Raw genomic sequence first — 19460 nt, 5'->3', positions numbered from 1 at the left:
ACTAATCATATTGTGGATATTCAGAGATAGTTTGTAATAATCTTTGCTTTTGTTGCTCTAAAGCTTTAGGGTTATTTAGCTCTAGCAAATCAAATTTTAATATATTACCATCTTTTGTCATAACAGGCAGATACTGACCATCTTTGGTAGGGAAAGTATAATAGACATTCTTCTTGTCAGCTGTTAGCTTCCATCTACCTTGTTGCAAACATTCTCGTACTCTTGCAGCGGCATATTGTCCTGTTGGGTCATTAATATTATCTATAGTATTTCTACCATTACCCTCAGCTACGATAGTCCCATAATCACAAGCTATACTACCGTTAATAATAGCAAGTTGTATCTCTACTAAACTAGCCTCTATGTTATCAGCATTCAAATCATGAATCATACGTTGTGCTATCACCTGACGGGGTATTTGCAGATTCTTACTATCTATTCGCATATAGACCTCACTAATTAATTTGGTGGTTGCTTTTTTTACTGCTTTGGCAATTGATAAATCTTCAGTACGTTGGTAGTATTTAGCTAAATATTTTATGGCTTGCCGTGTTTGGTTAATCTCTGTCTCGTTTTGAATATCAGTTTTAGCTAAATCCTTACCCCATTGCTTGAATATACCATTATTTTCAATTTCTTTGTTAAATTCTGTAGTCTCATGACTGATAAATAATGGCTGACTTTTTACTGATAGCTCGTTAACTAATGCGATCATCTGTATAAAGGCTGATGCAGTCTTACGGTTATATAGCCTACTCTCAGCATAGAATTGAGTCAGACACTCTAAATCTCCTTTACCCCTTAAGATTTCATCCATTATCTCCAAGCCATATTGGTTAATACCTTCATCATCTCGCAGACTAATTATACTGTCAGTGGTTTGTTGAATTTGGTTAACATCTTTACTTTGAAGCTTTTTTAAAAACTCAGCACGTTCAGATTCCATTAAATATCTCTGATCGTAGCTAGGAATGCCTTTTTGCTCTTGCCATTTTTTCCGCAGTAGATAACGTTGAGACAATGGCATGTCTTTGGGTATTATGTCGGCATGCAATTCCTCAAACAACCTAGCTGGGTCTGTTTTAGCCAATTTAAGCTGTTTATTAAACTGCTCGGTTAAAATATGATATATTCTCTCTTTATTGTTATAATCACTATCTCCGCCCTTTGGGGCAATTTGTTGTAATATTTCCTGACCTTGATTAAATGGTAGGCGTTTTATTTGTTCTGAGATAATAAAAGCCTGCTTATATAAAGCTTCTTGGGTTCTGAATTGCAGTAATCGCGGATCACCAGCATTAAAGCTGGCTTGTAGTAAATTTTCAATGCCATCAATACCTTTGCCAGTAGCTAGGAGACTAGCCAAATGGGCATCGATAAGCGAACTAAGTTGATGTTGTCTCAATAATTGCTGATGATGTATTAGATTATTTGCTTGCCCCTCTAGCTTTATCCTCTGTTCAAGCGATAAATCTTCTTTCCATTCAGCCTTTATATTGGGATTTAATATAGCATCCGGCGAATGTTTTAAAGTGCCTAGTGCTGCAGCAAATGCCAAAGCTTGTCTGGCATTAATCAGCATTTGATCTCGCTCCTCCGGCACTAATGATAGATAGTTAATAGCTGTCACGATATCTTGTAAATTACTACTATAAAGCTCAGGGTTATCATAAGTAGCAATCTTAAACTTTTCGATAGCTTCAATTGCTAAATGGTGACGTTTACCATCAATCAGTTTAGCTTCTGTATGACTTATTTGCCCAACTAAAGATATTCGGTAGTCATTAATCTTGGCTTGCAACATACGCCTGGTTAGTGGGTTCTTGGCTTGTTGCAGATAGTCAATAGCTCGCTTATCATACTTGCCTAAAAAATACTCGATGAACGGTTTGTTATTTTCTAGATAATCCGGATGCAATTCATCAAATTGCGTTAAGCAACCAAAACCACCGCTTTTGTTATCGCTAGCTACCTCAATATTACTCTGTGATTGGTGTAAGTGCGTAGTGGTATCTTTAATAAAGTCTGCCCATAAATTTGGCATTTCTACACTGGCATCTTTCTCAAGTTTACGTATCAAATAGCCTTTAGCTTCTTCATTAATTTGCTGACTTATTCCTGCTATAACTTGCCATTTCATCTTTGTTTATCACTTCCTTTTTGTTTGTCTATTATCCCTTCATTAATTCTTGATATTTCAGCAAGATCAAATACACCTTTTGAAATTGTACCAAGATTCTGCCAAGGCGAAGCTGACTTGATCGAACCAATATTGCGGTTAATTGCTTCCTTATTTAAATCAATCATTGCTGTGTTTAAGTTTGATCTTGGTCTTTGGTGAAAATGTTCAGCTTCTACGCTTCTTGCCTTCATCTCGTCCATATAAGCCATATGTCGTAGTAATAAGCCAGCTGAATCAGTGCCAGTTATACCAATGCCAGTTTTCAGGATATTATAGCCCAATTGCTGGCGATTATATAACTGCTCTTGCCTTAGCATATCAACGTGATAACTCGATATTGCCCCATATTCCGCAGTTCTTTCAATTAGTTGCTGACGGTCAAACCTAACATTTTCCTGTTGTTGTCTCAATAAATGCTGCTGCTCATATAAAGACTGCTTGGTTTTCTCTTTATTACTTCTTAGCTGGGCGTAAGTATTAAATAAAGAGCTACCTGTAGCAAATATACTAGCTCCACTCGAGAAAAAATTTAGAAGATCAAACATTGCTATTTTTTACCTTTAAAAAATTTTTAGCTATTTAATTTGTTGCAAAAATATGTTACACTATAACTAGTATTAGTTGTGTAATGTGCTGAAAAATCTGCTTTTGGCAGTCGATTCTTTCGGGGAATTAGGGCATTATCCGATTGGTACTTATCTAGTGAGGATAAAGTGGACTGGAGAACTTAGGTATGTAATGGCATTCTGTTAATCTTCTAACCTATTATTTCTAGGTTCTTATATCTTTAAATTATGATATAAGAACCTAATAATGCCCTTTACAGCTCTCTATCTGGATAATTTGCGTTTCATCATTAAAAGAATATATCAATCTATGCTCATGATCTATTCTTCTAGACCAAAAACCGCTTAATTTATGTTTTAAAGGCTCAGGCTTTCCTATCCCGTCATATGGTGTTAGGAGAATATTATCTAGCAATTTCTGAATTCGTTTGTCTATTTTAGGATTTGTACACTGCCAGAATCGTCTTTGCTCAAGTGCTTCATTAGACAAGCAGATAACTCTCAATTTCCCCCCTTTTTTCTTGTAATTCTTTTTTTGCTTTTAAAAGCTGTTCTGTAATATCTTCTGCAGGAACTCCACTGTCATAATTCATCCACCATTGATCTTCAGCATTTTCTATTTGAACAATATCTTCTTTTGAAATTGATAAAAGATAATCTTTAATATCCTTTATTACATCAGTTTTAAAGAACTTACACATTTCTTCTTTCGTAATAATTTTATTTTGGCGTATAATAGCTTCACACCAAATAGAATGTGTATGTGTTAAATTACGTAAATACGCAGCTGTATGCTCACCATAAAAAGAATAGACTTTATAAATTAATTCTTTCTGATTTTTACTATAAATATCAAAATCTATTTCTCCAGGCGAAGGAATGCCATCAGCTTCAAAATTACCAAATGTTAAACGTAAAGCTCGTGTCACTGGTCCATGTTTCCATGCTTCAATCTCTTCTGTAAAAAGCGGTCTATCAAATAAAGCAAGACTTATTCCTTGGGCAAAATATATTAGTTTTTGTAGCTTTAGCTGGGTTATGGTATCGCCAGCTTTTCTATCTACTAAAACTAAAAAATAATTAGCTATATCCAAACAACTAAGTATCTTGTCTCTTTGTTTTTTATTCATAACTATTCTTAAATTTTGTTCACAGAATCTAGACCCCTTACCAAATTAACTTACGCTACCCTTGTAATTTGGTAAAATCTTTGCCTTAGCATATATTTTCAGTATACTAACTGGGTAAGGTTTATCAACCTTAAAAGTAACATCAATATCAGTTTTAATTTCTCCGTGCATAATAAAATTCACCCAACCTGATTGGTAAGGAGTGGCAAATAAATCACATACTTCTTTAGTAGCTGTTGATGTTGTTAAATATTTCTTATCATTAACCAATCTAATCAACGCATCACTATCTACATATCTACTATTAATATGTTGCCTATCTATTTGTCCATTATCTAGCCGTTCTTCAATATAACCACCTTTACTATTAAAGACCTTCAATCCAAGTTCCGCATCTTTTTTCGGAGCATGTTCTACTTCATCCGGAAATATTAGGGGAAAGGTCTGTAATATCGAAGAATAAGGAAAGCCTACCGACAAATGTCTTACCGGATGTTTTAGCCTTATCAGCTCATTATCGATAATCCTCAAATCATGTAATTCCTCATCACCAATAATAGATACGGCAACTTTCTGAAAGATTGGCAATATAGTGGCAATATTTATTTGCTGGAATGATGGTAGACAGTTACGAGCTATGCTACTTAATTCATAACCACCAATATCAGGAAATAGTTTTTTAAAAACCGGAAAATATCTTTTTGATAACAGTAAATATTTTTCTAATTTTAGGCTCTTCTCATCCTCAAGAATATCTTTCAATAAAGCCGGATGAAAGCTCGGCATAATTAACTGGCAATACTCAATAATGTTACGTTGCAAATAAGCTAGCCCTTCTTTGAGTTCTTGCATTTGCTCAAATATTTTTTTCGCTAGTGGTTCAGTATAATCTTCCTCGCTATATACCGACGCTCTAGAGGATGATAATGAGAAGTTACGCTCTTTTCCCATTATCGGGGCAATTCTGTTTGTTACTTCATCTACAATATTATCGATAGTCTGACTAAAACTATCAGACAGAATATATTCCCTAATATCTCTGCTTAATGGTTTATCGAGTATTATACTTCTTAGGCAATCAACTATTTCTTCTCGTCTTTTGAAATTGCTCAGCTCATTAATCTTATTGTCACTATGTATTTGTTGTAATTTATCGATTAATTGATTAGTAATGATTGATAATTTATCATTTATTTGTTGCTTGCTGGTATGTTGGTCAAATCCAATAATTTGCTGGCTAATTAATTGTTTGTTTTGCTCAGCAAATATATATTTAGTCAGTTCTGGATGAGCAATATTTAGCAATTCCGGATAAAAATCCACTCCAGTTTTGGCAAAAAACTTCTTTAAATTAACTAGCAACCCGGATTTTTTATCACTATCCTGCTGAGCATAGTATAGTAATATTTTCTTATTGATATGACTAACCGCTGACCGCATCTCTTGTATTTCTCTACTTACTTCAAATTGTAGATCAATATTTTGCTTAGCAGTTGTCATAATATCTTGCACCGTGCCAGCAATGAACCGGATTAGTTCGGTATTTAGCTTTTTTATTTGCAGACAAATAGTTGGACGAAAGGAAAAAGCACTATTAGGCAGATATTCCATCAAACCACCATCTCTTAAAATAGCTGGTACATCACCTTCATTTAATACTTCCACGGCTTCGATAATATCACCACCAAGCCGTTCACCATCATATAATAATTGCTCGATTGTAACAAAGCTTTCAGGATTATTTAAAAATAAATTGTCTAATTCTGCATAAATACGCGAGAATATTCGATGATAGGCAAAAGATACCGCCAAAATATTCATAATCTTAGGTAAATAATTTTGATAATATTTTTGCAGAAAATTCTCTATCTCAGCTCTATATTCATCATAATTAGCAACTAGCCTATTTTTGTATTTAAAACAATCACCAATATTATCGAGCTTAAGTCTCAAGATAGTTTCTGCTTGAGCTTGTACAATATGCTCTAGCTTGGTTATATCACCTCTAAACTCATAAGCACTATCGTCCTTTAATGATTGTATCATTGACCGATAAGCAGCATTCTCTCCAGGCTGTTGGATATTTACGTGACAATCAGCATAAACTGCTTTATCGGTAACAAAATGCTTGGCAGAAAAATAACGAGTTTGCAGCACTTCTAGATATTCCTTACTGCTTACACCAGTATCATCACTTCTCCGAACATGCAAATATAACATGTCGCTACTTTCCGCATAGATTGGCGTGATGCCTAATACTTGACCATTGCCACCCAGCCAATGTTGTGACCAGCCCATAATTTTTAAATCATGCGAATAGATAAAACTAGCAAAAGAGCCATTTTTTAACACTGCCACTATCATCGAAAATGGACTATTACAGCCGACAATTTGTCTAATACCACCAGCAAATATATGTTCAGCATAGGCAGTGATATCTGATATCTGAAAACCGCCTTTTTCTTGTGAATAATACAAACTATTGATTTTACAGCCATTACCTTCGACAAAGAAGATTGTCTTACCGATTATTACTGGTTTCAGTGGTGATATCGGTAACTCAATCTCTTTATGGATTTTAACAAACTCTCCCTTAGCTCGATCTCCTTCTTTGACTAAATAAATACCATCACTAGTGCCTAATAATAACTCATCGGCAAAAGGCACCGACCATAGGACATTATCAAAAGTAGATGAGGAGAAAGTAGCTGAAAAAGCACTTAACGGGTTACGAGCTTCTAGTATAGCACTTAACATATAGGTTCATACATTATTTTAAACGTTCTACAACTTGCCTCAAATACAGAAATACCTTTATCTAATAATTTTCTAATGTTATTTTTTATCGGAAACCAATGATGTTCAATAGGATTTAAATCAGGGGAATAAGGTGGTAAAAATTTTAGTTTGCAGCCAGCTTTTTCAATTAATTCTTTAGCCCTTTTGGATTTATGAAAGCTTGCATTATCAGCAATGACAACCTGTCCAGGCTTTAGCTCCGGCACAAGGCAATTTTCTATATAAGCTTCAAATACCTTACTATCACAGCTCCCAGTAAAGACTAGTGATGCGATTAAACTATTCTGATTTAACGCACCAATAAAACTTGTTCTTTCACTACGTTTTCCCGATTTACTCCCATTACAACGACTTCCTTTCATTGACCATCCATATTCATATGATTCATTATCATTTATGCCCGCTTCATCAAGATAAACACGTTTCTCTTTCGGCACTTTTTCTAATTCACTGAGAAAATCTTGTCGCTTTCCTTCATCTCTTTCTTTATACGCATATGTCTTTTTTTTCGAGTAATGTTGAGTTTCTTTAAAGCTCGGCTGATAGTCATTATACTTGCAACATTATCTAATTCTTTTGCTATTTCTGTAAGCGTTAACGAGTTACCTTTTTCTACTAAATGACGCAACTCCGATAAATCAGGGATTTTATGACCATATCCTTTCTGGTATCCCTCCTTTGACTTTATATCTCCAGTTTGTTTCTTTAATCTAATCCAATCATAGATTATTGACCGACTAATTTTAAAGGTTTCGCATGTAAGTGCTACTTTCTTATATTTCTCATAATGTTCTATAACTCTAGAACGTAAATCGTAACTGTAGGGGGATGCCATATTGCTATTATAAAATTTTTTTATTATTTATCATTATAACTTATTTGAATCCATATGTTAAGTGCTATAAAGTCCTATATGCCATCCTAAAATCACTAAAATCTCCCTTATAGCTTGCCCAGATTGAATGAATATTTTTATTAACCCCAAAGCACCATAGCCTATTTTCAAAAGTAACCACTGAAGTACAATATAATTTCTCCTGCTCGGCTTTGTAGATGGGAGATTGATTACCAACATATCTTGTACTTTCTGCTCGTTGGTAAAGGTCTTTTAATGTATTGTTAATTTGCTCTACTTCCGCTCCATAGATTACCTCATTAAAAGGTTTTTGTATGGTATTATATCCTTCTTGCCTTACAGTAAAATAATTAACTTGGCATTTTAGAGGCTCAATAATAAACATCTTATCTTTACCAGGAAAATTACTGGCTAGCTCATAGCTACTACTTGAAGCTATCTCAGCTCTTTCACCATATTCTACCTGTCTCTTTCTTGCCTGTTCTTCAATATGTTGGTAAAATTGCTCGACAATTTGCGGATCAACGGAGAATTTAAAAATTGGTCTCTTATTACCAAAGGAGATATAAGCAATTCCTTGAAACACTACATAAGAAAAATCCTTAGGACGAAAATGGAAATTTTGCCCCTCATCCTGAATAACTTTACTAGTTAGCAATAACTCACCACCAACAAAAAATAAGCAGCGAGTCTCTAGCTGGTGCGATTCAAAAACCAGCAAATAGGATAATTTCCTTGAAAACATTACGGCTGCCATTTTCTTTGGCACATTATCAGTGAACAAATGAACAAATTGTGTACCATGTCTACGCATAATGCCACCTGACGGCAATAGCATGAAATTAATCAGCTTCTTAACGCCATTCTGATATAATGCTAGCTCAGTTCTTCCTTCAATGGTTGGTGTTAACTCACCACCTGAAAAGTTGTTTTTCTGTGAGTAAACAAATTGTTCTTGTTGCATAGCATATTTACACTTCGCCGGAATTAATTAGGTTATAATCAACCGCATAAATCCTTCTTGTTTCTTCTAATTTGATCAAATATTGTTTTTTTAGTCCATCAGCAAATATACTATCGGAATACATAGCAAATGATATTTGTGAGGCTAACGATAAAGCCGCTAATAACTTAAAGCTGGCAGGTACTTGTTGCCAAATAGTCGTATCGTTATTTAACAAATTATCAACAATGTTTCTGCTATAGTAAAACAGCGAGGTAAGTTTACCGCCCTTGAAGTAAATCTTACCTGCTTCTGTATAAAATTGTAGATTAGATGGCACTATTACCGCACATTTAATACAATCATTAATGTCCGGTACTTCAGTAAAGTTTTGTCTATTACCTTCGATATTATCGACTCTCCGTAAGGCAAATGACCATTTAACCATTAATATAGTATCTTCAATAGCAGGATTAACAAACTCCTCACATAATTCCTCGGCTTTTGATATCCTGCCACCACCAATGCTACTAATACCAACATTTGACCCAAGTAGTACTACTGCCTTCTTGATAATCTCATATTTCACGGTAATTACACTAATGAATAAATTTTTAAGTTACTCATCATCATGCTCACTCTCAACAATACCACCGCCAAAGTCATCATCCTCAACAATATCATCACCAATACCAACATCAACACCAGCAATGCCAACACCACCAATACCAATATCAACACCAGCAGCTCCACCACCAATAGCACCGGCAGCTGCTCTCCTCATGCTAAGCCCTCGTACTTTAGTAGCTAAATTGTCGTTGGCAATTACTGCTAAATCATTTTCATTAATATCCTCTGTATTATCACTATTCCGACATTGATTGCCAAACATCTGCCATGGCATTATTATGCTATGCACACCTCTTCGGTGATTCTCGTTGGCTATTGCTTGCCACAATACACCATTATGGCTATTGCGATCGTAATTCTCTAAACATTTAATTACTACTACTGCTTGTTCATTATCACGGCTAGCTCCAAAAGCTTCACTGTAATATAATACCTTGGCATAGTGATATTGTAACAGTTCTTCAACACCCTTCTTGTTAGAACCACTGACCGTGTTAAATCTTATGGCTCCTTCATTAAAGGCATAGCAGTCTCTAATAGCATATCTAGATTGAACCGCATCCCCAGTATTATCAAATATACCACCCAGCATCTCACTAGTAATAAAAGTGAATCCTAAGAAACTATTAACTTCACCACTTACTAAAGCTCTAACGTTATTATAGTCATAATTGGTAATTTGTGGATCGCGTAATAAATCTGAGATTTGATTACTTGAACATAGTAAGTATAATTTATCATACATACCAAAAGAGCGTTTTTTTAAGATATGATGAGCTTTTATTAGTTTATCAACTGTTAGTCCGGCTCTTTTCGAGTTAATGATACCTCTGTTGGCAGCAACTGCAGCTTGAGCATTTAAGCTTAAATTAACATCAGTAACCCTAATTCCTACCGGTACCACATTATTAGCTACATCAAAGTTAATGACATTGCTGCCTGTCCGTCCCGCTCTGACTGGACTGGCAAAAGCACTGATAATAACCCGGTCTTGTTGTCTACCCATTGCCCAGCCTGCCATTTTAGGAAAATGTGAGGTAGGATCGGTTAATAGGTTTAGCTTATCGTTCCTATCCATGGTAGCGTTCCAATGGTAAGCAGAAGCAGTCAAAAAGCGTCTTGAAATAGTTGGTATTTTAAATTCTATTTGTTCTAGCTTGTCACGGTCTCCATCATCAGCGTAATGCCCATGCAAATGATTATCAGGGTCAATCGGGTGCCTAGTTCTACTCTCCACCTCATGGGTAGTCATTGACTCAAAGCTAATTACCTCAGTATCTTGCGTACCATTAGTAACGCATTTTCGTAGTTTAGAACCTTCTTGTTGAATAACTAGGCTGATATTTTTGGCAAATTGTTCTTTAAGACCATCTGTTATTTGTTCCATTTTTCCTCCTCAAATAATCTATCAATATTTAAAGTGCGATATCATTTATACTAGAATGTGGTCGTTGTCCGCTACGCAGCTAACGATTTTTCGAGTATATATGCTATTAGTGGCTCTTTTATGATAGGTTATTGCGAAGTTGCAGCCTTAAAATGAGTTATCACCTACATCATGACTTTAATGATTGGTTGGTTACGTTATTTTTTTATCGTTCTTTATCATAAGCGGTTTTGTATAATTGTTCCCTACGTTTAACAGCTTGCTCATGTCCCGTATGGTCTTTACTCTTTAATTTTACCACAAACTCGGGGTCAGATTCAAGTTTTTCTATCTCTGCTAATGCCCCGTCCCTACTGTTAATTGCTGGTATCTCTTTACCAGTTACTAACGAGTCGGATTTTAAGGTTTCACCGACTTTAACTAATAAATCAACTAAAGCTGGTGAGTAATGTGAGTCTTCAATTAATCCAGCTAGTTCTTTAGTACCAAACTTAGACAAGGCTGCTTGCATCACTGCCATTTTACTGTCAAAACCTTCACCATAAGTGTCTTTCAGCCAACCAATGTGAGAGTGACGTGTTTGCTCAATATCATTTTGTTGCTGTTTCTGCAAATCCTGCGAAAAACCATACAAAGAATTAAGCAGCTTCTCACCTTGTCTTTTAGATAGCCCGCTTTGGTAAAACATATCCTCATAACGCGTTAAATATTCTTCATCTTCTTTGGAGCGTTTATCAGTATATCTCTTATCTTCAGGCAGTCCTAAGCGACTATAGAATTTATGCCACTCTTCATCAGAGCTGTCATCTTTTGGCACGGCAACTCGCTGATTCAAGCTCTTCTCTGCTTCCAAATAGCTCTGAGCTAAAGATGATACATCCTTAAATTTGCCCAGTGATTCAGCTTTGCGTATTTCCTCAGGCATATTAGTTAACCAATCATTACCAGAGGAAGTAGGGCTAGTTTCATAGTTATTAGCAGTTACTTCTTTGCTCATAGGTTATTCTTCTTTTGACTTTTCAATTTCTTCTTTTAACACTTTTATTTCTTCAAGGGTTAGCTTTGTATATTTAGCTATTTTTTCTATTGGCTCATTATCAATTAACATTTCTTTTGCTGTAGCTATAGCTTTTTTTGCTTCGCCTATAGCTTCGCCTTCAGCTTTGCCTTCAGCTTTGCCTTCAGCTTTGCCTTCAGCTTTGCCTCTAGCTTCAGCATCTTCAATTTTCTGCTGCTCTACCGCCAAATTATCAAAACGGGCTTTAGTTATTTGATCATAAGTATTAAGTTCTGCCTCTGACCAACTAGCTTGGTCTACTGCCTCAAATGCTTTCCTTATAATTTCATCCTTACCTATTAACTTCTCTATTTCTTCTAATGTTAATGTACTATCTCCTGCATGCTTAAAAAAATACATCCACTTTTCTTCAATAGTTTTTAGCTCTTTAATATTTTTTGTAAATTTCTCGAGTTCTAAAAAGACAAAGTAAAAATCTTGTAAATCATTGGCATAGCTCTCTGTATCTAAAATACGATGTTTTGATTTCCAATGTTCTTTATCTTCAAACATCACAAAATCCGCTATTGCTAAAAATATTACTCCTTTTAATTTAGCGTATACTGCCAACTTTTTATGTTTTTCATCTTCTTTAAGTATTTGCTTAGAATATGCTTTAGCAGCATAATATTGGGCTCTTTTCTCAAATCCTGGATGCTTACTTACCTGCATCTCTACTATAAATTGATTACCGTGTTGATCTTTACATAAAACATCAACAATAGACTTTCTGTAAACAACAATATCAGGGTCTTGGATAGTTGGTAAAAACGTTACACTAATTATTTGCTCATTTCTTTCAAACTTGAGAACATCATTTAAAAAATGAACAAGTATATCTTTGTTCTTTTCAGTACCAAAGATTTTACGAAAACAAAAATCATTTTTAGGATCAAGAAACTTTGATAAAAACATATAATATAACCTTTTAATTGTTGCTAAATATCGTCATTATTTATCTGATTCATTAGTATTTTTAGCACCATCGATATTATTAACTCCATCATCTTCTGAAATTTGTGAGCATATATATAAGAACAAAGCCCGGTGTCCTTCAAGGAAGGCAGTATAATCACTTTCCTGCCGAACAAAATTGCTGCGATATATACCACTCATTTGAGCTAAATCCTCTAATACCATCTTACCATCTTCTCCACTAAAAAGCTTGCAATAAATTGATTTTAATTGCTCTTTTGTTAGTAAATTTGCTGGGGATGAGGAGTTAATTGATAGTTTCATTTGTTTCCTTACCCTTGTATCTGTTGTTGCTGCTGTAACTGTTGCATTTGCATCATCTTACGTTGTTGTCTGATTTGTAATACTTCTTGCTCGTTCTTAAGGATTGAACTTGGGGCCCCTCTCAGCTCAAAAAATAGTTTAAAACATTCATCCCAGTTAATATTATCATAGATTTCAGGAAAAAAGTTACTGATACCACTTCGTTGGAAGAAACCTAATACTTGCTCAACGCTAGATATTGCTGATGTTTTCTGTGCCTTGGATAGTGGTGAAACATATTCAATCTCTATCTCGGGCGGGCTATTTGCTCCCTCTAAGATCGGTACTCTGTTATATTTGATTAGCGTCTGATATATTGCCATGATTAACGGATTTAACAACTCACTCTCAATTCTACCAACCATTGGGGACATTAAACGGTATTGCTCCTCTGTCCTAATTTGCACCTCGGTAGCAGTCATTTCTTTGTTTTCCTTTTGCATCCTGAATATATCGATATAGAATGCCTTATATATGGCATCGCGACATTGATTTTGTTCGATCTCAGTAGGCAAAATATTTTCCATACCAGTTAGTGGTATTATTTTATCTGCCATACCATTGCGATAGAAGTTAACACTGCCTGGCGTAGTATAGAGCGGTAAGTAATATCCGTCTTTTGGTACTAATAATGGTGGGTCTAGCTGTTTCTGGGCTACTTTCAGGGTGATTTGTCTTAAACTATTGAGCAGTTTAATATCAGGTAGCACATGATGAGCTGGAGCATAGCCATATACTTCACCTTCTTCTTTTACCCACCTTGTCACAAAAAATGGGAAATAAGAATAGCCTGATTGACTAATAATTTTTCGCTCAGCTAGGTAGATATATTCTGAGCTATACTCTAATGTTGATGAACTAGATGTTGAGGGGCTAGCTGCCGTTGATTTTCTGCCTTTATTTTTCTGATTTTGAGCTTGCGGGCTAACTATGTGCAATATTTCTACTATTTCATCAGGATTTTTGGCTAGCCTTTCCTTGAAAGGGGCAAAGTCTGCCCATTTAGCTGATGCCGATTTTATCGGCATGCTAAAGAGTCGGTACATTGTCTTAACAAAACCAAACTTGTCCTCTTCAAAATAACATTCTTGTAAATTAATATTACGGAAGAACAGAGTTTGTGCTAATTCTAAATCTTCTTCAACATAAAATATCGCAGTACCAAAGGCTGATAAATTCAAGAAAAACTGATGAATCTGATTATAAAAATTAGAAGCCGGATTATTGAATATATCCATTAGAGTTTTTTCTAGCATTTGGGCTAGCATGTTGCGTTCAGTGGTGGTTAAATATTCCTGCTGCTCGTCATTTTCAGCAACTATAGTAAGGTTAAACCAGTTCATTGCTGGGTTTACCAACAAGCTTTGTAAACCTGATGCTAATTGCTCTCTTGACCAAATAGAAGTTGAATCAAATATTACTTTATTACTCTCAGTTTGTGGGCATACATATTTCTTCAGCTCATCCCATATATGATGCCATTTCTCCCTCTTGCTCTTGAGACTGTCAAAATATTCAATTTTTTTGTTTAAATCATTATCAGCCATATGCTGTTACCATATTACGTGTGTTTGTGTTTGGATTTATGGTTGAGTTTGGGTTTAAATATGGTTCGCCAAGCTTCTTTGACACTTTCTTGAGCTTCTTGATAAATTCGTTATCATATAACACCTCGTAGTTATATTTCTTGCCACTAGCTGCAGTCATGCTAGGCAAACCAAGGGTTAATCCTTCAATATCTTTAAGTGAGACTATCTTGCCCAGAGATTCAGATAATTTCGGTAAATCTTGTAGTCTAGGTACTGACCTCATGTTAAAATGTTCTACTGCTTGTTTTAAACCACCAAGCTCAGCTATCGGCATTTTTTCTAGTCCTGATCTACCATATCTTGCCATTTGGTCTAAATTGCCTGACATACCATCATATTGATGGTTATTAGCAAGATCAATTTTTTCAAGGTTTCCCAGTTTATTAGCAATATTTGATGTGTTCATATAATGACCAATACCAACTAACCCTGAACCTGTCCCAGCAGCTATTCCTGCTCCGAGTCCTCCGAATCCTGCGAGTCCTGCGAGTCCCATAGTAGCTCCAAAAGTTAAGGCACCAAGAACTCCCCCCTGTACCAAACCAGTGATTCCAGCTGATTTCTCATATTTTCCAGCCCGCCACTTTACATCGTGAGCATAGCTATCCAACTGGCTTTGTGCAGATCCACTATAACTCCTTAACTTATCTTGTAGACCTTCAATACGTGATTGCCGACTAGCATAATCAGTCTCTATTTGTTCTGCTCTGTTTTGCTGTTGTTTATATTGGTCAATCATGCTGGTTAATTGATATCTTGCCTGATCAAATTTACTAGTATCTTGCAATAGACGATCTTGACTTGCTTGATAGTTACCTAACTGATGCTCAAGCTCCGCTTTCTCCATACTTATATTTTTATGTTCCCTGGTAATATCATTCATAGAATAACGGATTTTCTCTTCTATTGCCTGACGTTGCTTTTTTAATGACTCAACATCTTGCTGATGTTTAGCAATTGCACTGCCGGCTTCTTCTTCAGTTAAACCTCGCAAACTGTCTTTCTGCTGGGCTACTCGATCGTAGAGATTTTGGAAGACACCCGGTAGTTGTTCCACTTCTCTCATTCTTGCTTCAAGAGCTGGAGCCTTCTGTTTTAAGCTTTCAAAAGATTGTTTAAGTTGCTGAGCTGAGGAAGATAACCTAGCTCTTTGGGCTTCTATATTCTTTAAGTTATTATCATATTGGCTAGCATACTGATTTAATTGGTTTTCCATCTCATAGCTTCTATTGCTATAGTGGTATTGTTGCCCTTCTAGAGAACGTAAACCCTGCATCGATTGCTGTATTTCGCCAGATAGATTATTGATAGTAGTTTGTGCTTCATGAGCATAATTATTATAGCGAATGCGTGATTCTTCATAGTTACGCTTGTGCCTTGCTAAATCAGCACCAGTAAGATACCTGACACCAGGAATCTTAGTAATACCCCTAATAATACCCTTAGAAACAGTATCGCTACAATAGGCTCCAACACACCCTGCACTTACAGCTAGGGCTGCTAACAATGGAAGCATTATACTACCTCATCCATATTATAGTTGTTTATATTTATACTACTTCCGCCCATCCTACTTACCTCTCCAAAGCATTATAATCATTCACCACTTTACGATATTGTGATATATTATATTGTGATTGCTGTTGCTCATTACCAGTTTTAACGTCCATCGCTAAATAACAAAAGCTCTCGGTTATATCAGTAGCTCTCGAGGAGCTAGAATGCACGCCCCTTTTAGTAGCATCAAACTCATAGAGACCGTTAATACCACGCTGACATTTCTCGGCATCTATTCGACACCTACCTAGCAAACTTCTTACTTTAGTTATCATCTCTTCCCGTAAATATTTCCTACCAATAGCAAATGGTGAAAAGCCTACTTTTTCTGCTATTTCATTAGCTTGTTGTAACCGAGTATCCAAAGTCGGCATTTGCCTTCTACTCATATCATGGGGCAATACATTACGTCCATATTGATACGGTCTAGTTCTTAAATGATTAAGATAAAATTCCAAATCTTTGCCCCTATTCATATAAAAATCGATTATATCGATATAGTCTTGTTTCTCTTGAACAAACCAAATCACCGTATAATCAACAATACCTATATCCCAATAAGTATTAACCTGATAGCTTGCATCAAATGGCACATAGCCAATACGCCCCTGACTTTCAGCCAGCCGTAATTGTTCAACAAAAGTACCACCCTGATCAGCTCTTTTGTAACGATAGGCAGCAAAGTCACAATAAAACTCTCTTTGAATCTCTTCATTAGTCATATCAACAGAAACTAACTTGTTTTTATCGACTAGTGGTTGTCCCTCATTATCGGTAGTATCTTCAATAGTTTTTATCTGGCAAAATACTTCCGGGTTATCTTGGTATTTTCGGTATAATTCTTCACCATGTGTCAGTTTTGGATTATCGGAAGGAGTATATAAATAAAGCAACCAGCCATTATTACGAATTACCATCGGCTCTATAACACAGCTCATAGCTCGTGGATCATGGTAAGAATACTCTGAGATAACCGCTCCCTTAATACCACTACCCCTGATAGTAGCATAACGATCACTGCCAACAAACTGAATCACTGAGCCATTTTTAAATAATATCCGTTGCTTATATTGCTGACTACGAGCAATAATCCCTTTAGGGATAAATGACATATAAGGACGCCCTGATAGTGTCATACCATCCCATATACTCATTTTAGCTTGATTATAGGTAGGATAAACATACCAATAAATGCCAACTTCCCGAATGGCACTAGCAGTGATCCAATTAATACCCATAATATCCTTACCAGCTCTTCTATGCCAAATTGCTATAGCTTTCTTCCCACCAGAGTATAAATATCTCCACAAAGGTAGTTGAAATGGGTAGGGCGACCAGTCCACCGGAAACTTATTAGGCTTTCTGCAAAACTCCACTTCTGCTGGTAATTTGGACGTCAATGCGGTACTCGAATCCTCACGTACACTGGAGTACGCTGCGGTTCGAGGTGAAGCGTTTCCTTCAAATTTCTCAGCATAAGCGATTTTTGCAGAAAGCCTAATACCCGTAGAGCTAGGAACCTCTTTGCTGGCTTTAGCTTTACTAGTAGTTTTCATCACTCTGGGCTTACTGCCCTTTGGCAATTGCGTATTCTGCTTCATATGATTCTATTTCAAAATTAGCTACATCTATCATTTTTGACATTTCTTGGGCTTTGGTTACCTGTTCACCTTCATCACTATTTTTCCTATGGTAACTAACATCATGCTTCCTCGTTTGATATTTTTGCGAATTGGCTTTAAGATATTCCAACAATGACTTAGAACAATATTTTTTCTTAGTAGCAATTGCCTGATTGTCCTTGTTATAAGTCACTTCTTCATAACCATTAATTGCCCTATCATATAACACCCCTTCTGCTCTATCTACCGCAATGGCTAAAGCTAAATTGACGCATTTGGCTAGATATTTATCGCTATTAATAACTCGATGCAACCTAAGTGGTGAGATACAACCGGCCTTCTTAGCTGCAATAACAATGTTACCATGTTCACAAAGATATAATAGGAAATTAGAGATATCCTCTATTGAACCAAACTTACTGATGGTACTGGATGATATCTTTGCTAAATATTTTTCGAACAAACCATAATTTTTAATCATATAGAACTCTTTAAAAATCCCTTGTAATAACCTCTATTATAACTGATTTTCAGGTTTTTTACTACTTGAAAAATAAAAACTAAAAAAGTGAAAATTTTTAATAACAAGTGATTAATTATAGCACTTAACATATGGATTCAAATAAGTTATAATGATAAATAATAAAAAAATTATATAATAGAAATATGGCATCCCCCTACAGTTACGATTTACGTTCTAGAGTTATAGAACATTATGAGAAATATAAGAAAGTAGCACTTACATGCGAAACCTTTAAAATTAGTCGGTCAATAATCTATGATTGGATTAGATTAAAGAAACAAACTGGAGATATAAAGTCAAAGGAGGGATACCAGAAAGGATATGGTCATAAAATCCCTGATTTATCGGAGTTGCGTCATTTAGTAGAAAAGGGTAACTCGTTAACGCTTACAGAAATAGCAAAAGAATTAGATAATGTTGCAAGTATAATGACTATCAGCCGAGCTTTAAAGAAACTCAACATTACTCGAAAAAAAAGACATATGCGTATAAAGAAAGAGATGAAGGAAAGCGACAAGATTTTCTCAGTGAATTAGAAAAAGTGCCGATAGAGAGACGTGTTTATCTTGATGAAGCGGGCATAAATGATAATGAATCATATGAATATGGATGGTCAATGAAAGGAAGTCGTTGTAATGGGAGTAAATCGGGAAAACGTAGTGAAAGAACAAGTTTTATTGGTGCGTTAAATCAGAATAGTTTAATCGCATCACTAGTCTTTACTGGGAGCTGTGATAGTAAGGTATTTGAAGCTTATATAGAAAATTGCCTTGTGCCGGAGCTAAAGCCTGGACAGGTTGTCATTGCTGATAATGCAAGCTTTCATAAATCCAAAAGGGCTAAAGAATTAATTGAAAAAGCTGGCTGCAAACTAAAATTTTTACCACCTTATTCCCCTGATTTAAATCCTATTGAACATCATTGGTTTCCGATAAAAAATAACATTAGAAAATTATTAGATAAAGGTATTTCTGTATTTGAGGCAAGTTGTAGAACGTTTAAAATAATGTATGAACCTATATGTTAAGTGCTATACCTCAAAAAAAATTTTACAAAACGCCCCCCTATACCCCATTTTGTGCCACGGACACCCCCCGGGTGATTTTGTGGGCAATTTTTGCAAAAAAATGTAAAAAAGTGACAAAAACTGCTAAAAATCTCACCAAAATAGCTACAAATGCCGAATTTAGTATAACCCCATCTTCTTCAGAGGAATGTGGTGCTGTGGCTACAAGGTGTATTACTCTCATCTTCCCTAAGTTCAAAAAACCTTCTGTAATGCGAATTAAGAGCTGAAGAAGACTAAGTGAATGCTTGAAAAGTACCAATCCAATAGATAAA

At 35.6% G+C, this 19460-nt stretch carries 18 protein-coding genes; 2 read left to right on the top strand and 16 right to left on the bottom strand.

The annotated features are described in order from the left end of the window. Position 1: 1 nt before the first annotated feature. The 16 genes from ACQH2P_RS05850 to ACQH2P_RS05775 form a co-directional block, all read right to left on the bottom strand. Positions 2-2140, bottom strand: a complete 2139-nt coding sequence (locus ACQH2P_RS05850; protein ID WP_425363415.1) for a hypothetical protein — start codon at positions 2138-2140, stop codon at positions 2-4. After that, positions 2137-2727: a hypothetical protein gene (locus ACQH2P_RS05845; protein ID WP_425362781.1), complete on the bottom strand. Its 591-nt coding sequence runs from the start codon at positions 2725-2727 to the stop codon at positions 2137-2139. Before ACQH2P_RS05845 ends, ACQH2P_RS05850 begins: the two co-directional genes overlap by 4 nt. Before the next feature lie 262 nt (positions 2728-2989). Beyond that, positions 2990-3238, bottom strand: a complete 249-nt coding sequence (locus ACQH2P_RS05840) for a Txe/YoeB family addiction module toxin (protein ID WP_425363414.1) — start codon at positions 3236-3238, stop codon at positions 2990-2992. Further along, on the bottom strand, positions 3231-3878 hold the full coding sequence (locus ACQH2P_RS05835; protein WP_425363413.1) for a Panacea domain-containing protein: 648 nt from the start codon (positions 3876-3878) through the stop codon (positions 3231-3233). The genes ACQH2P_RS05840 and ACQH2P_RS05835 overlap by 8 nt, the downstream gene beginning before the upstream one ends. Positions 3879-3923: 45 nt before the next feature. Next, positions 3924-6635 (bottom strand): phage tail protein, encoded by a 2712-nt coding sequence (locus ACQH2P_RS05830; RefSeq protein WP_425363412.1) that lies wholly within the window; start codon positions 6633-6635, stop codon positions 3924-3926. Continuing rightward, positions 6629-7512 (bottom strand): IS630 family transposase gene (locus ACQH2P_RS05825; protein WP_425363003.1). Its coding sequence is split into 2 segments (ribosomal slippage): positions 6629-7189 and positions 7192-7512, totalling 882 coding nucleotides; the frame shifts between segments, so codons are not numbered across the junction. Before ACQH2P_RS05825 ends, ACQH2P_RS05830 begins: the two co-directional genes overlap by 7 nt. Positions 7513-7576: 64 nt before the next feature. Beyond that, a complete protein-coding gene (locus ACQH2P_RS05820; protein ID WP_425363411.1) occupies positions 7577-8497 on the bottom strand; it encodes a hypothetical protein in 921 nt (306 codons plus the stop codon). Between the two features lie 7 nt (positions 8498-8504). Continuing rightward, positions 8505-9065 carry a hypothetical protein gene (locus ACQH2P_RS05815; protein ID WP_425363410.1) on the bottom strand — a complete coding sequence of 187 codons (561 nt, stop codon included), beginning with the start codon at positions 9063-9065 and terminating at the stop codon, positions 8505-8507. Positions 9066-9095: 30 nt separating this feature from the next. Further along, on the bottom strand, positions 9096-10493 hold the full coding sequence (locus tag ACQH2P_RS05810; RefSeq protein WP_425363409.1) for a phage capsid protein: 1398 nt from the start codon (positions 10491-10493) through the stop codon (positions 9096-9098). Positions 10494-10698: 205 nt separating this feature from the next. Then, positions 10699-11490 (bottom strand): hypothetical protein, encoded by a 792-nt coding sequence (locus ACQH2P_RS05805; protein WP_425363408.1) that lies wholly within the window; start codon positions 11488-11490, stop codon positions 10699-10701. Positions 11491-11493: 3 nt separating this feature from the next. After that, on the bottom strand, positions 11494-12465 hold the full coding sequence (locus ACQH2P_RS05800; RefSeq protein ID WP_425363407.1) for an Rpn family recombination-promoting nuclease/putative transposase: 972 nt from the start codon (positions 12463-12465) through the stop codon (positions 11494-11496). Between the two features lie 36 nt (positions 12466-12501). Next, entirely contained in the window at positions 12502-12789 is a 288-nt protein-coding gene (locus ACQH2P_RS05795; protein WP_425363406.1) for a Bbp19 family protein, read from the bottom strand. Between the two features lie 8 nt (positions 12790-12797). Continuing rightward, entirely contained in the window at positions 12798-14375 is a 1578-nt protein-coding gene (locus ACQH2P_RS05790) for a portal protein (protein WP_425363405.1), read from the bottom strand. Beyond that, a complete protein-coding gene (locus tag ACQH2P_RS05785; RefSeq protein WP_425363404.1) occupies positions 14368-15933 on the bottom strand; it encodes a coiled-coil domain-containing protein in 1566 nt (521 codons plus the stop codon). The genes ACQH2P_RS05790 and ACQH2P_RS05785 overlap by 8 nt, the downstream gene beginning before the upstream one ends. A gap of 58 nt (positions 15934-15991) precedes the next feature. Beyond that, positions 15992-17575, bottom strand: a complete 1584-nt coding sequence (locus ACQH2P_RS05780) for a palindromic element RPE1 domain-containing protein (protein ID WP_425363403.1) — start codon at positions 17573-17575, stop codon at positions 15992-15994. Next, on the bottom strand, positions 17541-18077 hold the full coding sequence (locus tag ACQH2P_RS05775; protein ID WP_425363402.1) for a hypothetical protein: 537 nt from the start codon (positions 18075-18077) through the stop codon (positions 17541-17543). Before ACQH2P_RS05775 ends, ACQH2P_RS05780 begins: the two co-directional genes overlap by 35 nt. Before the next feature lie 185 nt (positions 18078-18262). Here ACQH2P_RS05775 and ACQH2P_RS05770 point away from each other — a divergent pair. Both ACQH2P_RS05770 and ACQH2P_RS05765 read left to right on the top strand, forming a co-directional pair. Continuing rightward, positions 18263-19146 (top strand): IS630 family transposase gene (locus ACQH2P_RS05770; protein ID WP_425362619.1). Its coding sequence is split into 2 segments (ribosomal slippage): positions 18263-18583 and positions 18586-19146, totalling 882 coding nucleotides; the frame shifts between segments, so codons are not numbered across the junction. Continuing rightward, the gene (locus ACQH2P_RS05765) at positions 19140-19415 is read left to right on the top strand and encodes a hypothetical protein (protein WP_425363401.1); all 276 of its coding nucleotides are present in this window, start codon (positions 19140-19142) and stop codon (positions 19413-19415) included. The genes ACQH2P_RS05770 and ACQH2P_RS05765 overlap by 7 nt, the downstream gene beginning before the upstream one ends. Positions 19416-19460: the final 45 nt, after the last annotated feature.

This window comes from Candidatus Tisiphia endosymbiont of Hybos culiciformis, assembly GCF_964030975.1.
GTDB lineage: Bacteria > Pseudomonadota > Alphaproteobacteria > Rickettsiales > Rickettsiaceae > Tisiphia.
This window is presented reverse-complemented; position numbering and strand designations above follow the sequence as displayed.

What these genes read in the sequence shown, in the direction of transcription:
- ACQH2P_RS05850 (WP_425363415.1), bottom strand. Translation starts at nt 2,140, where the DNA reads ATGAAATGGCAAGTTATAGCAGGAATAAGTCAGCAAATTAATGAAGAA.
- ACQH2P_RS05845 (WP_425362781.1), bottom strand. Translation starts at nt 2,727, where the DNA reads ATGTTTGATCTTCTAAATTTTTTCTCGAGTGGAGCTAGTATATTTGCT.
- ACQH2P_RS05835 (WP_425363413.1), bottom strand. Translation starts at nt 3,878, where the DNA reads ATGAATAAAAAACAAAGAGACAAGATACTTAGTTGTTTGGATATAGCT.
- ACQH2P_RS05830 (WP_425363412.1), bottom strand. Translation starts at nt 6,635, where the DNA reads ATGTTAAGTGCTATACTAGAAGCTCGTAACCCGTTAAGTGCTTTTTCA.
- ACQH2P_RS05820 (WP_425363411.1), bottom strand. Translation starts at nt 8,497, where the DNA reads ATGCAACAAGAACAATTTGTTTACTCACAGAAAAACAACTTTTCAGGT.
- ACQH2P_RS05810 (WP_425363409.1), bottom strand. Translation starts at nt 10,493, where the DNA reads ATGGAACAAATAACAGATGGTCTTAAAGAACAATTTGCCAAAAATATC.
- ACQH2P_RS05805 (WP_425363408.1), bottom strand. Translation starts at nt 11,490, where the DNA reads ATGAGCAAAGAAGTAACTGCTAATAACTATGAAACTAGCCCTACTTCC.
- ACQH2P_RS05800 (WP_425363407.1), bottom strand. Translation starts at nt 12,465, where the DNA reads ATGTTTTTATCAAAGTTTCTTGATCCTAAAAATGATTTTTGTTTTCGT.
- ACQH2P_RS05795 (WP_425363406.1), bottom strand. Translation starts at nt 12,789, where the DNA reads ATGAAACTATCAATTAACTCCTCATCCCCAGCAAATTTACTAACAAAA.
- ACQH2P_RS05790 (WP_425363405.1), bottom strand. Translation starts at nt 14,375, where the DNA reads ATGGCTGATAATGATTTAAACAAAAAAATTGAATATTTTGACAGTCTC.
- ACQH2P_RS05785 (WP_425363404.1), bottom strand. Translation starts at nt 15,933, where the DNA reads ATGCTTCCATTGTTAGCAGCCCTAGCTGTAAGTGCAGGGTGTGTTGGA.
- ACQH2P_RS05780 (WP_425363403.1), bottom strand. Translation starts at nt 17,575, where the DNA reads ATGAAGCAGAATACGCAATTGCCAAAGGGCAGTAAGCCCAGAGTGATG.
- ACQH2P_RS05775 (WP_425363402.1), bottom strand. Translation starts at nt 18,077, where the DNA reads ATGATTAAAAATTATGGTTTGTTCGAAAAATATTTAGCAAAGATATCA.
- ACQH2P_RS05765 (WP_425363401.1), top strand. Translation starts at nt 19,140, where the DNA reads ATGTTAAGTGCTATACCTCAAAAAAAATTTTACAAAACGCCCCCCTAT.